Consider the following 17024-nt stretch of genomic DNA (forward strand, 5'->3'; position numbering starts at 1 on the left):
CCACCGGCGTTGATGAAGGCCAACAACCTCCTCACCGACACCGATGATGCCAACGCGCAACGTGGAGGACGGTGATGACGCAAGGTGCTGACGAGGTCGATGGGTTCCGACCGGTCGCTGACCCGCAGGCAGCGCTCGCATGGATCCCGCAGGACGTCCGTGAGGACGGAGACCTCTGCGGAATGGACGCTTCAGGCTGGGAGGACGACACATGGATCCTGCACGACCTGACGGTTCCGATCGATCTCACAGATCGCGAGGAAGGGCCACGGGTCCGGCGTCGATGGCGTGACGTCACCGACGCCGATCTGGCGGCAGTGTCGAAGGCTAAAGGGTGGCCACCGAACGCGATGTACCTGATCAAGGATCTGAACTGGCCGGACGTAGAGGTTGATGAAGGCGTCTTCGATGGTGAGTCGCTGAAGGCCCTGCTCGACATCGTGGGTGAGTTCTCCGGGCCTGACGTCGCCTGCCTCGCCTACTACGGGATGGTGCCCGCTAACGAGACGAGAGGCTCACGGTTCTTAAGGGAACGCTGTCGGCCGTCGGCGGCCTGACGCGAGATCAAGAGCTGTTCCGCGGTCTGAGCCCGTCGAGCTGGTGGCCCGCAGACCGCTCCTGGTTTGTGTGGACTGACTACGACCTCACGGCGACCCGGGTGTCCGGATCTCGTGCGCTGATTGAAGCGGTCCGCTCGCACCCGCGGCTGGAGACCCTCAACTGGCAGTGGCCGGGCGGAAGCCGGTCTGCGGCCAAGCGTCTTCGCGAGCGTGGCTGACGGTGGCGCGTCCGTCCTGGTTTCGGGACCAATATGGGATGATTCGCCCACGAGGGGGTGGCGCCGTGCATGGTTCCGCAGTTGGACAGAGTTCCATCGGAAACAGCTCGATCGGGCGTGTGCTCGCCATGCTCACGGCGACCCTCATCCTTCTTACCGGATGCTCGTCGACGGCGGGTTCGGCTGAGTTCCTAAAGGGCCTTGCCTCTGTGCAGTCGAAGCTCGTAGCCGCGGGTTTCGACGACGCGGGGGTGCACGCCGGGCGCAGGGAGTATCTCCAACACCCCGAGGAGTCGGTCGACGTCGTGACGATCGTGCTGCTGCACGACTCCATGGATAGTGACACCGCGCGGAAGACGGCGGCCACGGTGGTGTGGAACGAGCTGCCGATGAGGTTCGACATCCTTGCGATCGAGTACCGGGGTGAGGTCTGGGAGATCGAGTACGGGTGGCTGGCGAACGAGCTCGGGCCGCGGCCTGCGGGCCTCGACGACACGAGCGTCGGAGACCACGTGGCTGGTGTGGGGAACACCCTGATCGTCGCCGGAGGAATCGCTCTCGTAGTCCTCCTGATCGTGGCGGTTCCCGTTGTCGTGCTGGTCCGGAGGAACCTCAGGAAGAAGGCGCAGCTGCCCGAGTCGGGGCTTGAAACTATCCGAGACGAGCACTCCGGTCCTGAACGGTCGAAGTAGCTCAACGCACATCACCTTCAAGCTCCAGGACCGCGGCATCTAGGCCTATCGAAAGGTGCGCTGGACTTCCTGCTCCGTCAGGTCGGCCGCCATGACCGCCGTTGTGACTGCGTTGCTCTCCATCGCTATCTCTCCTTCCATCGGGTCCAGGAAGTTCCCGGACGGCTGTGGGGTCGCGATCGAACGCCGCAGGTGGGCTTGCTCGACGTGTCGACCGGTGCCGGTCAGGTCAATGCAGGACGCCGTCTGCGGCTTCGGACGTCGGCACATCGAGCCGTATGTGCAGGGGGGAGCTCAAACCCGGCCCGGCCTCGGCCGTCGTGCACGCTGCGCCAGTGCGCGCGACGTCGGCCGATGTCACCTCGTGGATATTCGAGACCGGCTTCACGAGCTGCGAGTTCGAGCGCGCGCATCGTTGCGCCCGAGCCGGAGGGGATCGGACCGTGCCGCTCCCAAACGCCGTCGCGAAGAGTCCAGGTGTCGCAACGCGCTATCTCTGAGTGGTGCTCATGCCAGACGCGCAATGTCGTCGGGCCCGACGCAGTGTGTACCGCCATGGCGAGCTGGCCCGCGAGCCGCGACAGCGTGGCCGTGTCGACATTGAGCGGTAGTAGTGAGCGCAGAACAGCCACTGCTCCGCGCTGACTGATCGTGCCGGTGATCTCGCGTGCCGCGGCACGGACAACCTCTGGTGCGTGCCCCATCGCGACACCTCGATCGGCCCAGGCGAGCATGTCGATGTCGTTGACACCGTCTCCCACGGCCACCGTGGCGTCAGGGCGGATATCCGTGAGCACCCGCAGTCGCTCGAGCGCTGAGGCTTTGTTGGTTTCCGGCGCGGTGACATCCAGCCAGTGGGCGCCCGCCGGCGTCACCGTCACACCGGACTCGGCCAAGTCCTTGGCGTGCTGTGCGATACCAGGACCATGAAGAGCGACGCGGGTTGCCGATACCGCGCACAAGTCAGCGACAGGTACCTGCTTCTGTTCTCCGTTGAGCAGCCCTCGCCCGAACGGGGCGTTCACTCGCCAGCCCCAGCCGATCTCTTCGACCCCGACGTACGCACCGGGCACTAAACCAAGGACCCGGCCGATCAGTGCGGTCGGATCGAAGTATCGGGCATCGTGAACTGCGTAGCCCGAGGTCGCACCGGGCTCCAGTCGAACAGTCATAGCCCCGTTGGAGCAGACAGCGAATCCCTCGGTCAGGCCGAGCCTTGTCGCAACGGGGAGCAATCCGACCAGCGACCGACCAGTCGCCAGCACCACCTCGTGTCCGGCTGCACGCACCAGATCCAGTGCCGTCACGGTCTCCGCCGGGATCTTCCCGCCTCGTTCCAGGAGCGTTCCGTCGATATCGCATGCGACGAGCATCGAAGAGCGAGCAAACGTCTGGGGCTTGAGGGGTGTAGTACTCACGGTGCGTCCTCGGCAGGTGTCGGGGTGTCGTGCTCTCTGCCGAAACTCTGACCGGTGCGGGGTGTTCGCTGGTAGGAGCGGCGCGTCAGCCGTTGTCAGCAGACAACTGTCTGCTTCGGAGTACACCGCTGAGTACATGGCTGGCGTACGCCGATGGGGTTTCCCGTCCATGGCGGTTCCGTACGGCCAGGCCGTACGCTGCCGAGCGTGAGCACTCAGCCGAGCAAATCGACGCCCAGTACGCCGACATCAGCGGCTTCCGCACAGGCCGCTGTGACGCCGAACAGGCCGACGCAATGGGAGATCCTGGGCGAGCGGCTGGTGGACGACACCCGCCGTGCGAACGTGAGCATCGCCAGCGTGCGTCTGCCCGACGGCGTGGAGTTCGAGCAGTGGGTGCTCCGGGTCCCGGCCGCGATCATGGTCTTGATGCTGGACGACCAGGACCGGGTCCTGATGATGTGGCGGCACCGGTTCATCATCGACTCCTGGGTCTGGGAGCTGCCTGGTGGCTACCTCGACCCGAACGAGGGACCCCAGGCCGCTGCTTTCCGCGAGGCCGAGGAAGAGACCGGGTGGCGACCTCGCGAGGTCCGCGAGTACCTGCGCTTCCAGCCGATGGTCGGCACCGTGGACCAGCCCAACATCATCTACCTCGCCCGCGGCGGGCATGACACAGGTGCTGCCCCCGATATCAACGAGGCGGAGGAGATCCGGTGGATCCCGCTCGCCGAGGTCCCGGGACTGATCGAGTCCGGGCAGATCGTCGGCGCGGCATCGGTAGCAGGGCTTATGAAGGTCCTTCTGGACCGCGCAGAAGGCCGGCTCTAGCGGCCCTCGCCTCAGCGCGTACGAGGCGGATCCGATCTTGGATCTGTGCCTGCTTGTCGACGAGGTACTTGCTCTCCACCAACGGCTCGTGCGCCATGCGGATCACTCGTCCGGACCGCCAGTCGACCACGTCCACCGCAACGTCGTCCTCGTACACAGCGTTGAGCCTGGTGGTGTAGCCCTCGGCGCGTTCCTGCTTCTGGCGGCGTTCCACGGCCCAGAACATCGGACTGAAACTGCCCCGCCCGATCAGGAGCACGGACATCAGGAAAACGACGAGCGCCACGTACAAATAGGGCAAGTCATTCGGCGTGATCCCGACTGTCGATAGCCCGACGCCGACGATCAAGATGCCGAATGATGCAAAGCACACGGCTATGAGGACCGCACCCACAAGTCCCCACGCATGTGCAGTGGGTCCAGGCAGAATTCGTCGTTGAATGTCCGGATGCCACTGCTGTGCCATAGGGATGAGTCGTCGCCTAACGTGCGATGAGATCGTGGGCGCGGGTCTGGTAGGTGTCCACGGCGTCGATCCCGGCGTGTGGTGCCAGGCGCTGGGCGATCTCGGCGAGGTAGTCACGCGACCGCGCAGAGTCGATCCCTTCAGCGGCCTCAACTGCCTTCTGCCCGGCCGCGGCCGCCTCTTCGACGTTGCCGTCTTGAGCATGCGCGCGGGCCACCAGCGCGAGGTTGAACATCCGACCTCGGGCGTACCGCGCGTCCATGTCCAGCGAACGCTCCGCGAAACGCACGGCGAGGTCGCCACGGCCGAGGGCAGTGAATGTCTGCCCGAACTTCGCCGCGAGATACGCCTCGTCGAAATAGCCCAGCCACTGCGGGTCGGTGGCACGCTCGGCCTGGTCGAACAAGCGCTCAGCACGGTCCAACGACGACGCTGTCGCAGAGGCTGAACTGTTCACGGCGTGGCCCTGAGCTTCCAGCACTGCCGCCTCGGCCGCGATCGCCCCGACGCCCGCCTCGGTTGCCGCACGCCCTGCCGCCCGAGCCAGGTCGATCGCCTCGTCACCGGAGCGGAGGTACGCGGCCTGATGGCTCATCGCAGCCAAGATCTCCGCTCCGAGCGGTCGGTCCTCGGCAGCGCCGGCAAGATGAAGGGCCTGGACCATGTACCGCTGCGCCAGGGCATGTCGCCCGACGTCATAGGTTGCCCACCCGGCCAACTGGGTCGCTTCGGCCGCTGCCGAGAGCAGAGCAGCTCCCGTGCGGGTGTCGTACTGGCCTTGGAGGAGTTCAGCCACGTCGTGGTGCAGGAATCTGACGACTCTTTCGCGGACGTACCCACCGCCGTATTGGTTGTCGACCGTGCGGAACGCGCCCAGCATCTGCCGGATCATCTCGACATCCGGCATGCCCACAACGCGCACCCCGACGCTGCCAGGACCGGGCGTAGAGGGGGCGGTGAGCCACCGCAGCGCAGGCACGAGGAAGGTCGCGGGGTCGAACGTGGCAGTGGTCAGGAAGTCCTGGCGCTCAAGATCGGACCGCCACAGCTGAAGCGCGCCGCCGAATCCCTCCTCGACCGGCGCAGTTGAGCCGGGCGCACCGTCGTGCGGTGACATGGACGCTTGACCCGCTGTTCGGACCATTGCGCTGAGGCGGCCCCCGGCGTCAAGCGCCTCATCCAAGAGCGCCGCCACCGCGGGGCTCGGGCGCTTCTGTCCGTGCTCAAGGTCCCAGATGTGTCCGTGTGAGCAGTGCACGCGCTCGCCCAGGCCACGCAGTGACCAGTTGCGCTGCGTGCGCAATTCATTCAGGAGGGCCCCGAAGCCGGGATCGACAACGACGTGCTGACCCATGGGAGTCCCCCTGCTCGACGTGGTGCAACGAGGCTACCGGCCGGATGCGCGGTACGTCAGCAGAGAGGACGTGTCTCAGAACACGGATAAGGGCCAGGGGATGGTCACTTCGACGTGCACTGGAAGGGAGGAACGGCCACGGATCTCGCAGGTTCCCAGAGTCCATGGCGGTCGCCGCCTGAGCCCGCCTGTCCCCCCTCGGGGATGGGCGGGCTCTTGGCATGCCCGGGACCCGGGGAACCAATCCGCTTCTCCGCGCACCAGCTAGCACGTGCTCACGAGCACACGCCCGATGACGGGCACACGCGATGGACGCGCGGTCACGCGGCTGCGTGACGACGGCTTGCGTGCAGCAGGACGGCGGGTCCCGCGGACCGCCACGACGAAGGCCACACACCTCTTGCACAAGCCGTGAGCGGAGGCCGCCGAAGGCGACCCGGAACAGCCCGACAAACCCAGGAGAGGGGGTGGGAGACAACATGATGACGGTCCATGCACTGAGCGCTGGCAGCGGGTACACGTACCTGACCCAGCAGGTCGCGTCCGGGGATGTGCCGCGGGGGCGTGGGGTGTCGTTGACGGATTACTACATGCAGCACGGCAACCCGCCCGGCCACTGGGTCGGCACCGGGTTGGAGCAGCTCGGCGTGTCGGGGCAGGTGCTGGAGAAGCAGATGAAATCCCTGTTCGGCCAGGGCCGCCACCCCGACGCCGACCGCCTGGAGGTCGAAGCCCTCGCGCGCGGCTTGTCGAAGCAGGACGCGGCCCGGGTGGGCGCGTTGGGGCGGGCGTTCCCGGAGTTCAAGGCCCGCCCGGACGACGGCTACACCGCAGCCCTCGAGGCAGCTTTCGCGCGGTTCGCCCGCGAGAACGACCGGCCGCCCGAGGCGGGTGTCGAGCGGGACTTGATCCGCTGGACCGTCGCGCGCGCCCTGGCGCAGCAGGAACGCACTGAGAAGGGCGGGTCGGGCGAGGTCTCGGACAAGGATGTGGCGACCTGGCTGGCGAAGCGGGGTCAGCAGCCGCGCAAGGCGGTGGCGGGGTATGACCTGGTGTTCACGCCGTCCAAGAGCATCAGTGTCCTGTGGGGGCTTGGCGATGCGGCGACGCGGGAGGCGATCACGAAGGCTCATACCCAGGCCTGGCAGGACACTCTCGCGTGGATCGAGTCCGAGGCCGCTCTCACCCGCGGCGGTGCGGGTGGTGTCCGGCAGATCGACACCCATGGCCTGACGGCGGTCGCGTTCGACCACCTGGACTCAAGGGCCGGTGATCCGAACCTGCATACCCACGTCGCGGTCTCGACGAAGGTGCTGGGTGTCGACGGGATCTGGCGGGCGCTGGACGGTCGGGTTCTGTACTCGTTGGGCGCTGCTGCCTCGGAGCGGTACAACACCCGCGTTGAGCAGCTCGTCGTCGAGGCCCTGGGCGTGGCGTTCCACACCGAGTCCCGGGGCCGGGGCAAGCAGGGTGTCCGGGAGATCGTCGGGATTCCGAAGGCGCTGCGGGACGCGTTCTCGCGGCGCAGGGCGGTGATCCAGGAGTCCTACGAGAATCTGCGGACCGAGTATCGGGCGAAGTACGGGCATGAGCCTGCGACCAAGACTGCGTACGTCCTGACGCAGCAAGCCAATCTAGATACTCGCCAGGGCAAGGGCACCCCGGTCGGGCTGCGCCACCGGCTCCCGCAGTGGGCGCAACTCGCGGCCGGCGTCTTGGGCGGTCCAGAGGCGGTAGCCCGCATGCTCAACCGAGCCCTGAACCCTGGCCCAGACACAGGACGGGTCGTGGTCGACGAGCTCAAAGACCTGTGGCCTGCCGTCGCGCAGGACCTCGCGGTCCGAGGGATTGCGCGGTGGGCGGCCGAGGACGTCACCGGGGCGGTCGAACGGCTGACCGACACGTGGCCGCGCGCCCAGGTCTTCCGGCCGCTGCGGTGGAAGACAACGACCGGGCGCCAGACCGCGCTGGCCGAACTGGCCGCGCAGGTACTGGCCCAGGGCGACCTGGTCGACGCCTGCCTGACCAACGTCGCAGGCAAGCGGGCACATTGGACGACGTACCACCTGCAGGCCGAGGGAACTCGTCTGGCCCGCGAGTACGCCCCCAAGGGCGCAGATCTGCTCGCGTTGGCCGCGACGATCGCGGGGCATGCGGAGGCTGGCAGCCTGGTGATCACGCCCCCGGATCTGAATGAGCCGCCGGATGTGATGCGTCGCAAGGACGGCGAGTCGGTCTACTTCGTGCACGGCTCGACCCGGTACACGTCCCTCGCGGTCCTGGAAGCCGAAGACCAACTCCTGACCGCAGCCCGCACCCGCGGTGGCCTGGCCATCGACCCCGATGCAGTGGAGCGCGCGATCGAGCAGGTCCGGGTCGACCGGGGCCGGGTCCTGAACGCCGGGCAGCGGGACCTGGTAGCCCACTTCGCGACCAGCACTGTGCTGGCGGCGGGGATCGGGCCGGCCGGGACCGGGAAGACCACTGCCATGCGCGCCTTCGCGACAGCGGTTCAGGACTCGGGCGGCAAGCTCATCGCCCTGGCCCCATCAGCCGCCGCCGCCGAAGTCCTCGGCGCCGACCTCGCTGAAGGAATCACGGCGGAGACCCTGGACATGTTCCTCCTGGCAACCGCGGCGCGGGAAGCGAACGGCTGCGCCAACGCCTCACCGTGGAACCCGGGACGGTGGTCCTGGTCGACGAGGCAAGTCTGGCCGGAACGCTCGCTCTCGCCGACGTCCTGACCATCACCCAGGCCGCTGGTGGCAGCGTCCGGCTGTTGGGTGACCCGGCCCAGCTCGGTGCCGTCGCCGCCGGCGGCGCCCTGCGCCTGATCGCACACCAGGCGGGTGTCGTCGAGCTGACACAGGTTCACCGGTTCCGCACCCCGGGCGAAGCAGAAGCCTCCCTCCAGCTCCGCGACGGTGACCACCGGGGCCTGGACTTCTACATCACCGGGCGCCGCACGCTGGGCGGTAGTGCGGCGGCGATGGCGGAGGAGATGTTCGCCAACTGGCAGACCGACTCCGACCAGGGGCGTAAGACGGTCATGATCGCCGCGACCAACACCCTGGTCACCGAGCTGTCCGCCCGCGCCCGCCTGCACCGCGTCACCCGCGGCGAGGTCGAGGACAAGGGCATCACCCTGCACGATGAGAACCGCGCCGGGATCGGAGACGTCATCGTGACCCGGCTGAACAACCGGCACCTGCGCGCGAAGCACGACGACGGGCACATCGACTGGGGCCGGGACTGGGTCCGCAACGGCGACCTGTGGCGCGTGACCGCCCGCGACGAGAACGCGGCGCTGCAGGCCCGGCATCTGGAGACCGGGGCCACGGTCGTCCTGCCGGCCGATTACGTCGCGGCGCATGTCGAGCTCGGATACGCCGCGACCATCCACCGCGTCCAGGGCATGACCGTTGACACCTCTCACGCGATGGTCGGCGTCGGTATGACCCGCAACGAGCTCTATACCGCGATCACTCGTGGGGCCGACTCCAACCGGGTCTACGTCGAGACCGACGACGTCCTGGATCTCGACCCGCACCGCCAGCCCGACCTGGAGCGCGCCGTGCTGAACGCGCTCAAGGGTGTCCTAGACCGCGACGGCGAGGAACAGTCCGCCTCCCGAGTCATCGAGGACGAGTGGGACTACGCGCACTCCCTGGCCCGCCTCGTCCCCGAGTACGAGGACGCCTACATGACTTTCCTCGAACCCGACCGCACCGGCCGCCTCGCAGAGGCCGTGCGATCGGTACTGCCCGGCCGAGTCGCGGACCGGGCCCTGCGCGACGAGGTGTGGCCGGTGCTGGCCAAGCGCCTGTCCATGCACGAGGCGGCAGGCACCGACCCGGCCTCCGTGGTCCGGCGGGCGGCCGGGAGCGGGTTCGGGGACGCGCGGTCGGTCGCGAAGGTCCTGCACCACCGCATCGGCCTGCCCCGACACCATGACCACGACGAGCGGGGATTGCCGGCCTGGATCACCACCTCGCCCGACACCACCGACAAGCTGCTCTGGGCCGCTGACGCACCGACGGGCGGCGTGGACCGGCCCGGCGACCCGTCCACGACCACACCGTGGGCCGAGGCACCGCCGCAGGAAGCCGGCACCGAGAGCGGTGCGACGGCTGGACCGGGCGCCCCGACCGGTACGGATGGCAAGGCGCCTAAGGCGGGTACTCAGGATCCCGCGGTCGACGCGGGGGAGCGGGATCTGGTCGTCGAGATCACCGGCCATGCGTGGACCTGGTGGACCCGGCAGAAGGCCACCCAGTCCTGGGCGACCCGCTACATGACCAGCCGTGGCTTGGCCGGTGCGGACTGGGGTGCCGCTCCCGCGTCATGGACCGGTCTGACCGACCACCTGCAGTCCCTCGGGTACACGCCCGACCAGCTCGTCACTGCCGGGGTCGCCACCCGGACCAAGAACGGGCGGGTCATCGACAAGTTCCGTAACCGGATCGTCTTTCCCTACCGCGACCAGACCGGGACCGTCGTCGGCGTCACCGCACGCATCAACCCCGCCGAGGCGGACGCGGGTGACGGGCGGGCCCCGAAGTACCTGAATACCCCCGAGACCGCGGCGTACCGCAAGGGCGAGCTCGTCTACGGCCTTCACCCAGACGCCATCACACGCCTGGCTGCGGGGGCCCGGCCGGTGCTGGTCGAGGGACCCACCGACCACGCCGCCCTGCACCTGGCCGCCGCCCGTCTCGCGGAGCAGACCGGGGTCGAGATCGTGCCGGTCGCCGCGGGCGGCACCGGCATCACCGCGCAGCACCTGCAAGCCCTGCGCGACGCGACCGGCAGGGACCTGACCGACCTGATCGTCGCCCTGGACCCCGACACCGCCGGCCGGACCGCCGCCGCGCGGGTCTGGGCCATGCTCTCTCCCGAAGAGGCCGCCCACACCCAGGCCCTCGACTTGCCCACCGACCCCGCCCAGACCGCGACCGAGGAGCGCGGAAAACTCGCCGCGGCACTGGCCGAGACCATCCCGCTGACGTGGTTCGCGATGGAACCTAACCTGCAGACCATCCGGGACCTGGGCCACTTCGAACGACAGATCTCGCAGCTTAGGGCGCTGGTCGACCACATATACGACCGGGTCAGGCTCGATCAGTGGTGGCCCCTCATCGAATATGTGGCCCAGGCCGTCGGGCACGCGCCCGGTGCCGAGACGCACCAGCAGCTCGACGTCGGCTCGGTGCACAAGGTCATGACCGACCACCTCGCCGACCTGATCACCAACCGAGCCCAGGTCGACGCGCGCATCGGCGTCGACGGTCGAACCGAGGACAGTGCGCAGGCGGAGCGTGAGCGACCGGTAACCGATCCACTCGTTCAGGCGTGGCTCGCTCGGCACGCCGACCTGATCGCAACCCGCCTCGATGCCCTGGTCGAGGACGCGATGACCAATCCGCAACTGTGGATGGAGACCACCACCCCACCGCCCGCGGACGGTCATGCGCGAGAGACGTGGCAGGCGGCGATGCGACAGGTCATGGCCTACCGGGACCGCTACCAGGTTACGGACCCGGTCAACCCGCTCGGGCCGCGAGTGCGGGAAGGCGAGCGCGGCGAGGCCCAGGTTGCCGCTGCACGAGCTCTCGAAGCCATCACGACCAGCCAAGTATCGACTCGGCAACTACGCCGCCCGGCACTGCGGCCGATGGAGCGTGTCCCAGTGGTCCTGGCAGACGCGCGAGGCCGCGCCGCCCAGATTCGGCACGACGCAGATGAGCGAGCACGACGCGAGACGACCGACCGCGCGTCTCAGCAGAACCACGGTTGGGGCTGGTAGGAATTTCCAGAGAGTGACACGCCTTGAGCCAGCGGGCAGGAGCATCTCTTGCGGTGGGCATCCACGGAATTGTGCTCGACGACTTCTCGATCAAACCGGCCGGCCCCTCGCCAGAGGGACGCCACTCATCTATCCGAAGTCCAGCGCATCATTGTGGTTCTTCCCTGGACGCGGTACCACTGGCCACATCACCTTCACTGGGCTCTGGCCTCGTCTGCGCGCTCACAGGCTTTCCGTGCGCCGGACCTTCAGCTCGGGGAGATCGGAACCACGATGCTGTCACGCGCGACAACAACGTTGTTCTTGATGAGGTAGCACTCCACGATGTGTTCACCGCGGAACTGTGTCTTCTCACGCCGCTCCGACCCTACGCTCGGACGGAGGATCTGCCCGCGTATGTTGTCGCGGCGCTCGGCCTCCGGGCCGCGGTTCAACACCTTCCATCGGACCTCATACGCCCCAGGGACGTTCGTCTCGACGATCTTGAACCTAAGGTCCTTGTGTGGTCTGAGCAGGCCGTGCGACGCGAGGATGCTGCTGAGCCGCTGCGCTCGGAAGCCGTCCTGGATGACCGTGCAGTCGATCGACAGCCCGAAGCGGATGTCCACCGGGTACAAGTCCTCGATGAACTGCTCAGTATCCCTGAAGGAAGGTCCCGCTGAGGCCGCGAGGGACTCCTTCGCGATACCTGCGATCACTGGAACGGCCTTGCCAAAGATGCTCCGCCACTTCTTGTAAGCGTTCCCGTTCCCGTCCGCGTCGATCGCCTCGATAGCAAGGTTATAGGCGCGCTTGGCCTTTCGCTGAAAGCGCTTCTTGACGTGGACACGTTGACGGCTTCCGAGTGCGGAGTAGAACTCGTGGTCCTCTTCCTCGGCCAGGTACAAAAAGAAGTCTCGAGCCATCTCGCCGTAGACGTCAGACTTCGCCGACCGGTAGGCAGTGTGCGACTTCATGAAGTTGTACGCCAGCGTATCGATGAGCAGTCCACCGATCACGGTCCCGTGCTTGTTCTTCCACGCGCGGGCGAGCTTGCACAACCGTCGCAGGTTACCGTTCGAGGCCGCATCCTCGGCGCTGGTCTCCTCGATCTCCGCGCGCGGTTTGGTGATTTTCCAGGAGTCCGAAGCGGTGTCCGGGTACGAGAAGCTACGGTCGGTGTTCTCGAAGACAGGCTGCACTTCGAACATAAAATTCGTGAACTGCACCACAACGACTAGGCGGTCAACAGTGACTGACGTGTTGGGATAGCGGGCCTGGATGGCTTTGCGGGTCCTGGCCAGGACCTTCGACGGCCCGCCGGGCTGCACGTATGTGCCGCGGAGCGACGGGGGCAAGATATACAGAAGATCAAGGTCGGAGATACCCCGGATCGCGGTCCATCGGCCGTACGACCCGACCATCAGCCGGTTCGCGGCGGAGCCGTCGAGACCGCGGAAATCTTGGTTGAGGACTTTGGTGATCTCGTCACGGCGCGCACCGATTACTGCAGCGTTGTCGACCTTGAGGTTCGCTAGCAGTCCCTCGAAGATCTCACTCGACTGCGACATCATCGCCACCCTCTCGCGTCCGCAGAGCGGGCGGCAGTAACTGATCGGTCTCGGCAGGGGCGCGTCAGTGCGACCTTGATGATGTGCTCACGGCAGTTCTGCTCGTGGCAGATGTCCGCCTGCATTTCCTGTGTCTTGCGTGAACAGCAGATCCTGGCGTCCGCCTCGCGGACCTGCGCAACAAGGAGCGCCTGGCCCTGCTGCCCTATGGGCGAACTCTTGTCGTGGTCCAACTCTGGTGACTCCTTCACACGAACACGGGGCTTCATCTGTCGAACAGCCAGACCTCGTGGTCAGAGCCCCGGCGTGAGCAGAGGCTACGGGTTGCCACTGACATGCCGGCGGAACCTTGGACCAGACATGGCTGCCGAGGCCAGGCGCGATTCACCGCCGAACTTCAGGGTGAACTGGACGAGTGGGCCCCCGTACCGGAGCTGAGGCCGCAGCACCTCCTCCAAGCTTTCGGCCAGCGGGCCCCTTTTTGTCAGCGCTGCCCTCCGAGGGCGAAGCTTGCGGTGACGCAACCTTCAGAGGGAGCGGGATCGCTCTCACCCAGCGTTGGCTTCATCAGCATGCTGAAAATGCCCAGCCTCGATCTTTTTCCGGGCTGCACTGAACGCCCGCCCCGACGTCGCTGGTGCGTCCTTGTCGATCTCTGCTTTCTCGGCAGCGAACCCCAAGACGAGTCCGCGGAGTTCTTGAGGATCGGTATCTAGATCGGGGAACAGGTCCAGCCTTAGAGCCTGGCGCACACGGACACGCAATGCCCCGAGCTTGCGCCCCGCGTCGAGGTGATTGTTTTCCGCTTCTGTCGGCTTGAGGAAGGTTAGCAGACCGGAGGCGATCGCTGCTATCAGGGCTGCGATGCCAGCAATTACGGGGGTCGCATCGGCCAGCACGGTCGCCGCGGCGACACTGGCAGCGATAGTCGCCACGATGCCAACCCAGAAATTCACGCGAGCAAGGGACTCAGCGGCCGCGAAGTGCGCCTTCTCCGTCCAGAGCAGATCTTCCTCCAACGCGGCTAGCTCTTGCTCCACGGCTTTGTTGTATCCGCTGCTCTTGCTGGTTGATTCAGTCATTCGAGGCCCGTCTCGATTAGTGGTGAGGAAGACCCGGGCCCCGCGAGTGAGCGCTTCCGGGCGGTGTATGGATGGAGAATGCGCGCTTGCGAAGCCGGGTCGGTTCGGTCGGGGCCGTCTCCGTGCCAAATCCCCGTGGCGCGCCACAATTCGTAGTAGACCAACCACTCCAGCGACCACGGGACGAAGGTGTCGATGAACAGCATGTGGCGCTCCCAGTCGCCTGGTTCCGCAACACAGAGGCTTCCGTTGCCGTAGACGTGGGGCAGGCGCCCTGACTCATCTGGGACGAGCGCTGGCTCGGTCACATAGACGAAAGGAGGCTCTCCTGGCTCGGCCTCCAATCGGAGGCCGTATGTTCCGCTACCAGGCAGGGGCGTCACACGGGCGTTCCAGACCAGCCGCCGAGCCGTGAGTTTCACGGTGCTGTCGGGATAGTGGCGCTTGAGCCGGAACGCCTGAAGCGCCGGGCCCGCTTCAGTGCGTCGGCCCACCGGCAAACCCATGGCCTACTACCGGTCGTGAGGGGACTCCGGCGGGTATAGCCGAGGTGACGCTCAGGGCGCCGCCGGAGCGAACTCGTAGTGAGCCCGTGTCCCGTGCGCCCCTTAGGTAGTCCGCGAGTCCCCGACTGGCTCCGGTCGCGAAGCGGCTTCCGAAGGCGGCCTCGAGACTGGGGATGGTCTGGTCCAGACCGGCCTTCGTCTCGATGGCATTGAACGTGGACTCTGCCGCCGTAAGCCACTCGAAGAAGTTGCTAGCCCGCCAAGGCTCGGCCGCCCAGGAGTCGACAAAGTTCTCCCCGGCCTGGGCGGGATTCGGGAGAGCCCAAGCGCCGTCGACACGTCGTAGACGGTCCGGCATTCCGGCGATGACCTCACGCAGTACGTGATGGAGGTCGGAGCCGCCGGAGTAGGCGTGCGCCGCGAGCGTCGTGATGACAATGGACGCCGGGCGCCCGCCTGACTTCTCTGCGAAGAAGACGTCACGATGCCGCTTGAGGGCCTGCACCACCCTCTGGAGGGTCGTCCTCTGCCGCCACTCCGGCACCGCCGCGATGTCCAGACGCTTCTCCTCGAGTTCACCACTAGCGATCAGCTGTGAGGCGGATCGGGAGGCGAACCATCGCGCGTAGCCAGCCGGGTTGGAATGCTGCCACTCCCGAACGGCCTTGTCGGTGATGAGCAGGTTGTCCCGGCCAACTTCTGCATCGGGAATAGCCGGCAGGATGTCCATGTGCATGCCTGGCCAGGACAGCGTCCAGCAGCGTTCGCTTTCGTCCACCCTGGGTGAACCGGCCGCCGGTCGGCGTGCGTAGGCGTGCACTGCTGCACCTACCTCAGCCTTGAGCGTCTCTTGCGTGATCGAGGACCTCGCAATGTCCCTAAGCGCGACGATGTCGATGTCGATGTCGTCGTTGCGGTTGACGTTACGCACGACGGTACCGAGCATGAACGAACCCTGGGCGAATACTCTGTTACTGCCGAGCGTAGGAGCCCACAGGTCGTCGAGCACCTCGCCGAACTCCTGGTAGCGCTGCACGACACGGTCGTGGTCATCTTGAGTGATATCGAGTTCCCGGAGGCCCCCGAGCAACATCTGGTCGAGATCGGGCCGTGGTGGGCGGGCGGTCATGAGGGTCATGTCTGGTCGAGTCCTTCGAAGCGTGGGCGTGGGTGGCGGTTCAGGTCGCTCTGCCCGGTGCTGCAACGGCATCTGGACCCGGATGCGGAATCACATCGGTGGAAGTACACCGATGTTATGAATACTACACCTAGGGTCTGGCGCTCGCTCCGACACAACATGTAGTGGTCATGAGGGCTGATCGATGCACGCGCGGCCGGGACGACTGCAGGACAGGTGGCAGCGGGTATTTGGACCCGGTCGACCCTGCCCCGGTGGCCCCCAGTTGCTGCGTCTCCGGGGGTCGGCTCCTGTGTCCTTTGGCGATGGCTGCGGGAGCCGAAGCACCTTCGGGCGCTCGGCTTGCAGCTCGCCTCTGGTCGGAGCGGATCGACCCGGCGGGCAGCACGTCGGCGCGCGGCGTGAGCTGGGCAGATGCGACGCCCTCGGTTACCTTGTGGTCCTCGGCCCTGGCTGTGGTGACCACGAGGCCGGAGTCGTCGCTTCGCTGATCATGGCGAGCATCGCGCTGATGTGGTCCCGACGGCATGACTTCGGGCCGTCGCGGCGCTGGTGCGCGTGACACCCGCGTGGGAATCTGTCCTCATGAATCAGCACACGAGCCTCGAATGCCCGTGGGATGCCCACGAGCGTACTTTCGGGGAGCGTCCGTGCAGGTCAGGGCGACTTCGACGGTTTACACCGTGGTAGCGGGGGAATGGCGCCAGCGCTGATCAGCTTTGATGCAGGATGCGCTATCAGCACATAATTGGTGGCCGAGAAGAACCATCTGCCGCACTCTGCACACTGCAGGCGGACCCGCGTCCGAGGCACCCGTAAGACGGCCCGCCCCTTGCCCCATCTCGTGGGTCGGAGGGCCCGTGCCGCTCGCACTGGCATCGTGCTACCCGGCTTGAACTTCGGCCGTAGTTCTCAACCTGTTGCCTGCCCGTGAAGTGCAGGGACAGGGACCCGTGGGCGTGAGTGCCTTGCACCGGGACGGCTTCTCGAACTTGGCCAGTCTGGACCGCGCGGTAGCGACCTAGATGGATCGCGTGCGGAACGGGTCCCGGCGTACGTGCCGTCCAAGGTGAACTGAGCGCGAGACTTGTGGGGCGGGTGAAGTCCGGAATGTTTCATTGACGTGCTTTGCGTGCCGCTGGTTGAGTCTTGGCCGACAGGGTGTGGGTGGACGATGGGGAGTCGACATGCATGTGCCAGCCGCCGGTAGGGCGCGCCGGATCTGGGCGTCAGGTCTCACACTCAGCTTCGTTGGCATCAGCCTCGGCGCGCTGGGTGGCGTAGCTCAGGCGGACGACGTGCTCCCAGTGGATGGCCCGGTCGAATGTGTTGATGTGCTGACTGATCCAGGCGTCGATCCGGTTCAGGTCGCATCAGCTTGCGGCCACGACGTAGAGATCGCT

11 protein-coding genes and 1 pseudogene are annotated in these 17024 nt (G+C 66.6%); 5 read left to right on the plus strand and 7 right to left on the minus strand.

Annotation, left to right across the window (positions count from 1 at the left end):
- The first annotated feature begins 74 nt into the window (after positions 1–74).
- Positions 75–557, plus strand: a complete 483-nt coding sequence (locus FHX71_RS03045) for a hypothetical protein (RefSeq protein WP_182614363.1) — start codon at positions 75–77, stop codon at positions 555–557.
- 340 nt (positions 558–897) lie between these two features.
- Complete coding sequence (locus FHX71_RS03050; protein WP_182614364.1) at positions 898–1470, plus strand: hypothetical protein; 573 nt, start codon at positions 898–900, stop codon at positions 1468–1470.
- Positions 1471–1694: 224 nt separating this feature from the next.
- Here FHX71_RS03050 and FHX71_RS03055 read toward each other — a convergent pair whose 3' ends face one another.
- Positions 1695–2888 (minus strand): HAD family hydrolase, encoded by a 1194-nt coding sequence (locus FHX71_RS03055; RefSeq protein WP_312876905.1) that lies wholly within the window; start codon positions 2886–2888, stop codon positions 1695–1697.
- A gap of 273 nt (positions 2889–3161) precedes the next feature.
- Here FHX71_RS03055 and FHX71_RS03060 point away from each other — a divergent pair, with 273 nt between their 5' ends.
- Positions 3162–3719 (plus strand): NUDIX hydrolase, encoded by a 558-nt coding sequence (locus FHX71_RS03060; RefSeq protein ID WP_220489443.1) that lies wholly within the window; start codon positions 3162–3164, stop codon positions 3717–3719.
- Here the strand turns inward: FHX71_RS03060 and FHX71_RS03065 are convergent.
- Together FHX71_RS03065 and FHX71_RS03070 are read right to left on the minus strand one after the other, a co-directional pair.
- Positions 3679–4185: a hypothetical protein gene (locus FHX71_RS03065; RefSeq protein WP_182614366.1), complete on the minus strand. Its 507-nt coding sequence runs from the start codon at positions 4183–4185 to the stop codon at positions 3679–3681. The two genes, FHX71_RS03060 and FHX71_RS03065, sit on opposite strands and share 41 nt — an antisense overlap.
- A gap of 16 nt (positions 4186–4201) precedes the next feature.
- Complete coding sequence (locus tag FHX71_RS03070; protein WP_182614367.1) at positions 4202–5539, minus strand: helix-turn-helix domain-containing protein; 1338 nt, start codon at positions 5537–5539, stop codon at positions 4202–4204.
- 482 nt (positions 5540–6021) lie between these two features.
- Here FHX71_RS03070 and mobF point away from each other — a divergent pair.
- Both mobF and FHX71_RS28980 read left to right on the plus strand, forming a co-directional pair.
- A pseudogene (mobF, locus tag FHX71_RS03075) lies at positions 6022–8903 on the plus strand (MobF family relaxase); the annotation flags it as partial.
- 90 nt (positions 8904–8993) lie between these two features.
- Positions 8994–11345 (plus strand): toprim domain-containing protein, encoded by a 2352-nt coding sequence (locus tag FHX71_RS28980; RefSeq protein WP_512699495.1) that lies wholly within the window; start codon positions 8994–8996, stop codon positions 11343–11345.
- A 248-nt stretch (positions 11346–11593) separates the two neighbouring features.
- Here FHX71_RS28980 and FHX71_RS03085 read toward each other — a convergent pair whose 3' ends face one another.
- The 4 genes from FHX71_RS03085 to FHX71_RS03095 form a co-directional block, all read right to left on the minus strand.
- Positions 11594–12895 carry a nucleotide-binding domain-containing protein gene (locus FHX71_RS03085; protein ID WP_220489445.1) on the minus strand — a complete coding sequence of 434 codons (1302 nt, stop codon included), beginning with the start codon at positions 12893–12895 and terminating at the stop codon, positions 11594–11596.
- A 548-nt stretch (positions 12896–13443) separates the two neighbouring features.
- Positions 13444–13977: an SLATT domain-containing protein gene (locus FHX71_RS03090; protein WP_182614370.1), complete on the minus strand. Its 534-nt coding sequence runs from the start codon at positions 13975–13977 to the stop codon at positions 13444–13446.
- Positions 13974–14483 carry a type II CBASS E2 protein gene (locus FHX71_RS30350; protein ID WP_486352075.1) on the minus strand — a complete coding sequence of 170 codons (510 nt, stop codon included), beginning with the start codon at positions 14481–14483 and terminating at the stop codon, positions 13974–13976. The genes FHX71_RS03090 and FHX71_RS30350 overlap by 4 nt, the downstream gene beginning before the upstream one ends.
- Positions 14455–15621, minus strand: coding sequence for a nucleotidyltransferase domain-containing protein (locus FHX71_RS03095; RefSeq protein WP_182614371.1), 1167 nt, complete (start codon positions 15619–15621; stop codon positions 14455–14457). The genes FHX71_RS30350 and FHX71_RS03095 overlap by 29 nt, the downstream gene beginning before the upstream one ends.
- Positions 15622–17024: the final 1403 nt, after the last annotated feature.

The organism is Promicromonospora sukumoe, assembly GCF_014137995.1.
Lineage (GTDB): Bacteria > Actinomycetota > Actinomycetes > Actinomycetales > Cellulomonadaceae > Promicromonospora > Promicromonospora sukumoe.

Excerpts from the sequence above, each read along its gene's own strand:
- FHX71_RS28980 (WP_512699495.1), top strand. The coding sequence starts at position 8,994 with ATGACCCGCAACGAGCTCTATACCGCGATCACTCGTGGGGCCGACTCC.
- FHX71_RS30350 (WP_486352075.1), bottom strand. The coding sequence starts at position 14,483 with ATGGGTTTGCCGGTGGGCCGACGCACTGAAGCGGGCCCGGCGCTTCAG.
- FHX71_RS03065 (WP_182614366.1), bottom strand. The coding sequence starts at position 4,185 with ATGGCACAGCAGTGGCATCCGGACATTCAACGACGAATTCTGCCTGGA.
- FHX71_RS03090 (WP_182614370.1), bottom strand. The coding sequence starts at position 13,977 with ATGACTGAATCAACCAGCAAGAGCAGCGGATACAACAAAGCCGTGGAG.
- FHX71_RS03085 (WP_220489445.1), bottom strand. The coding sequence starts at position 12,895 with ATGTCGCAGTCGAGTGAGATCTTCGAGGGACTGCTAGCGAACCTCAAG.
- FHX71_RS03095 (WP_182614371.1), bottom strand. The coding sequence starts at position 15,621 with ATGACCCTCATGACCGCCCGCCCACCACGGCCCGATCTCGACCAGATG.
- FHX71_RS03045 (WP_182614363.1), top strand. The coding sequence starts at position 75 with ATGACGCAAGGTGCTGACGAGGTCGATGGGTTCCGACCGGTCGCTGAC.
- FHX71_RS03070 (WP_182614367.1), bottom strand. The coding sequence starts at position 5,539 with ATGGGTCAGCACGTCGTTGTCGATCCCGGCTTCGGGGCCCTCCTGAAT.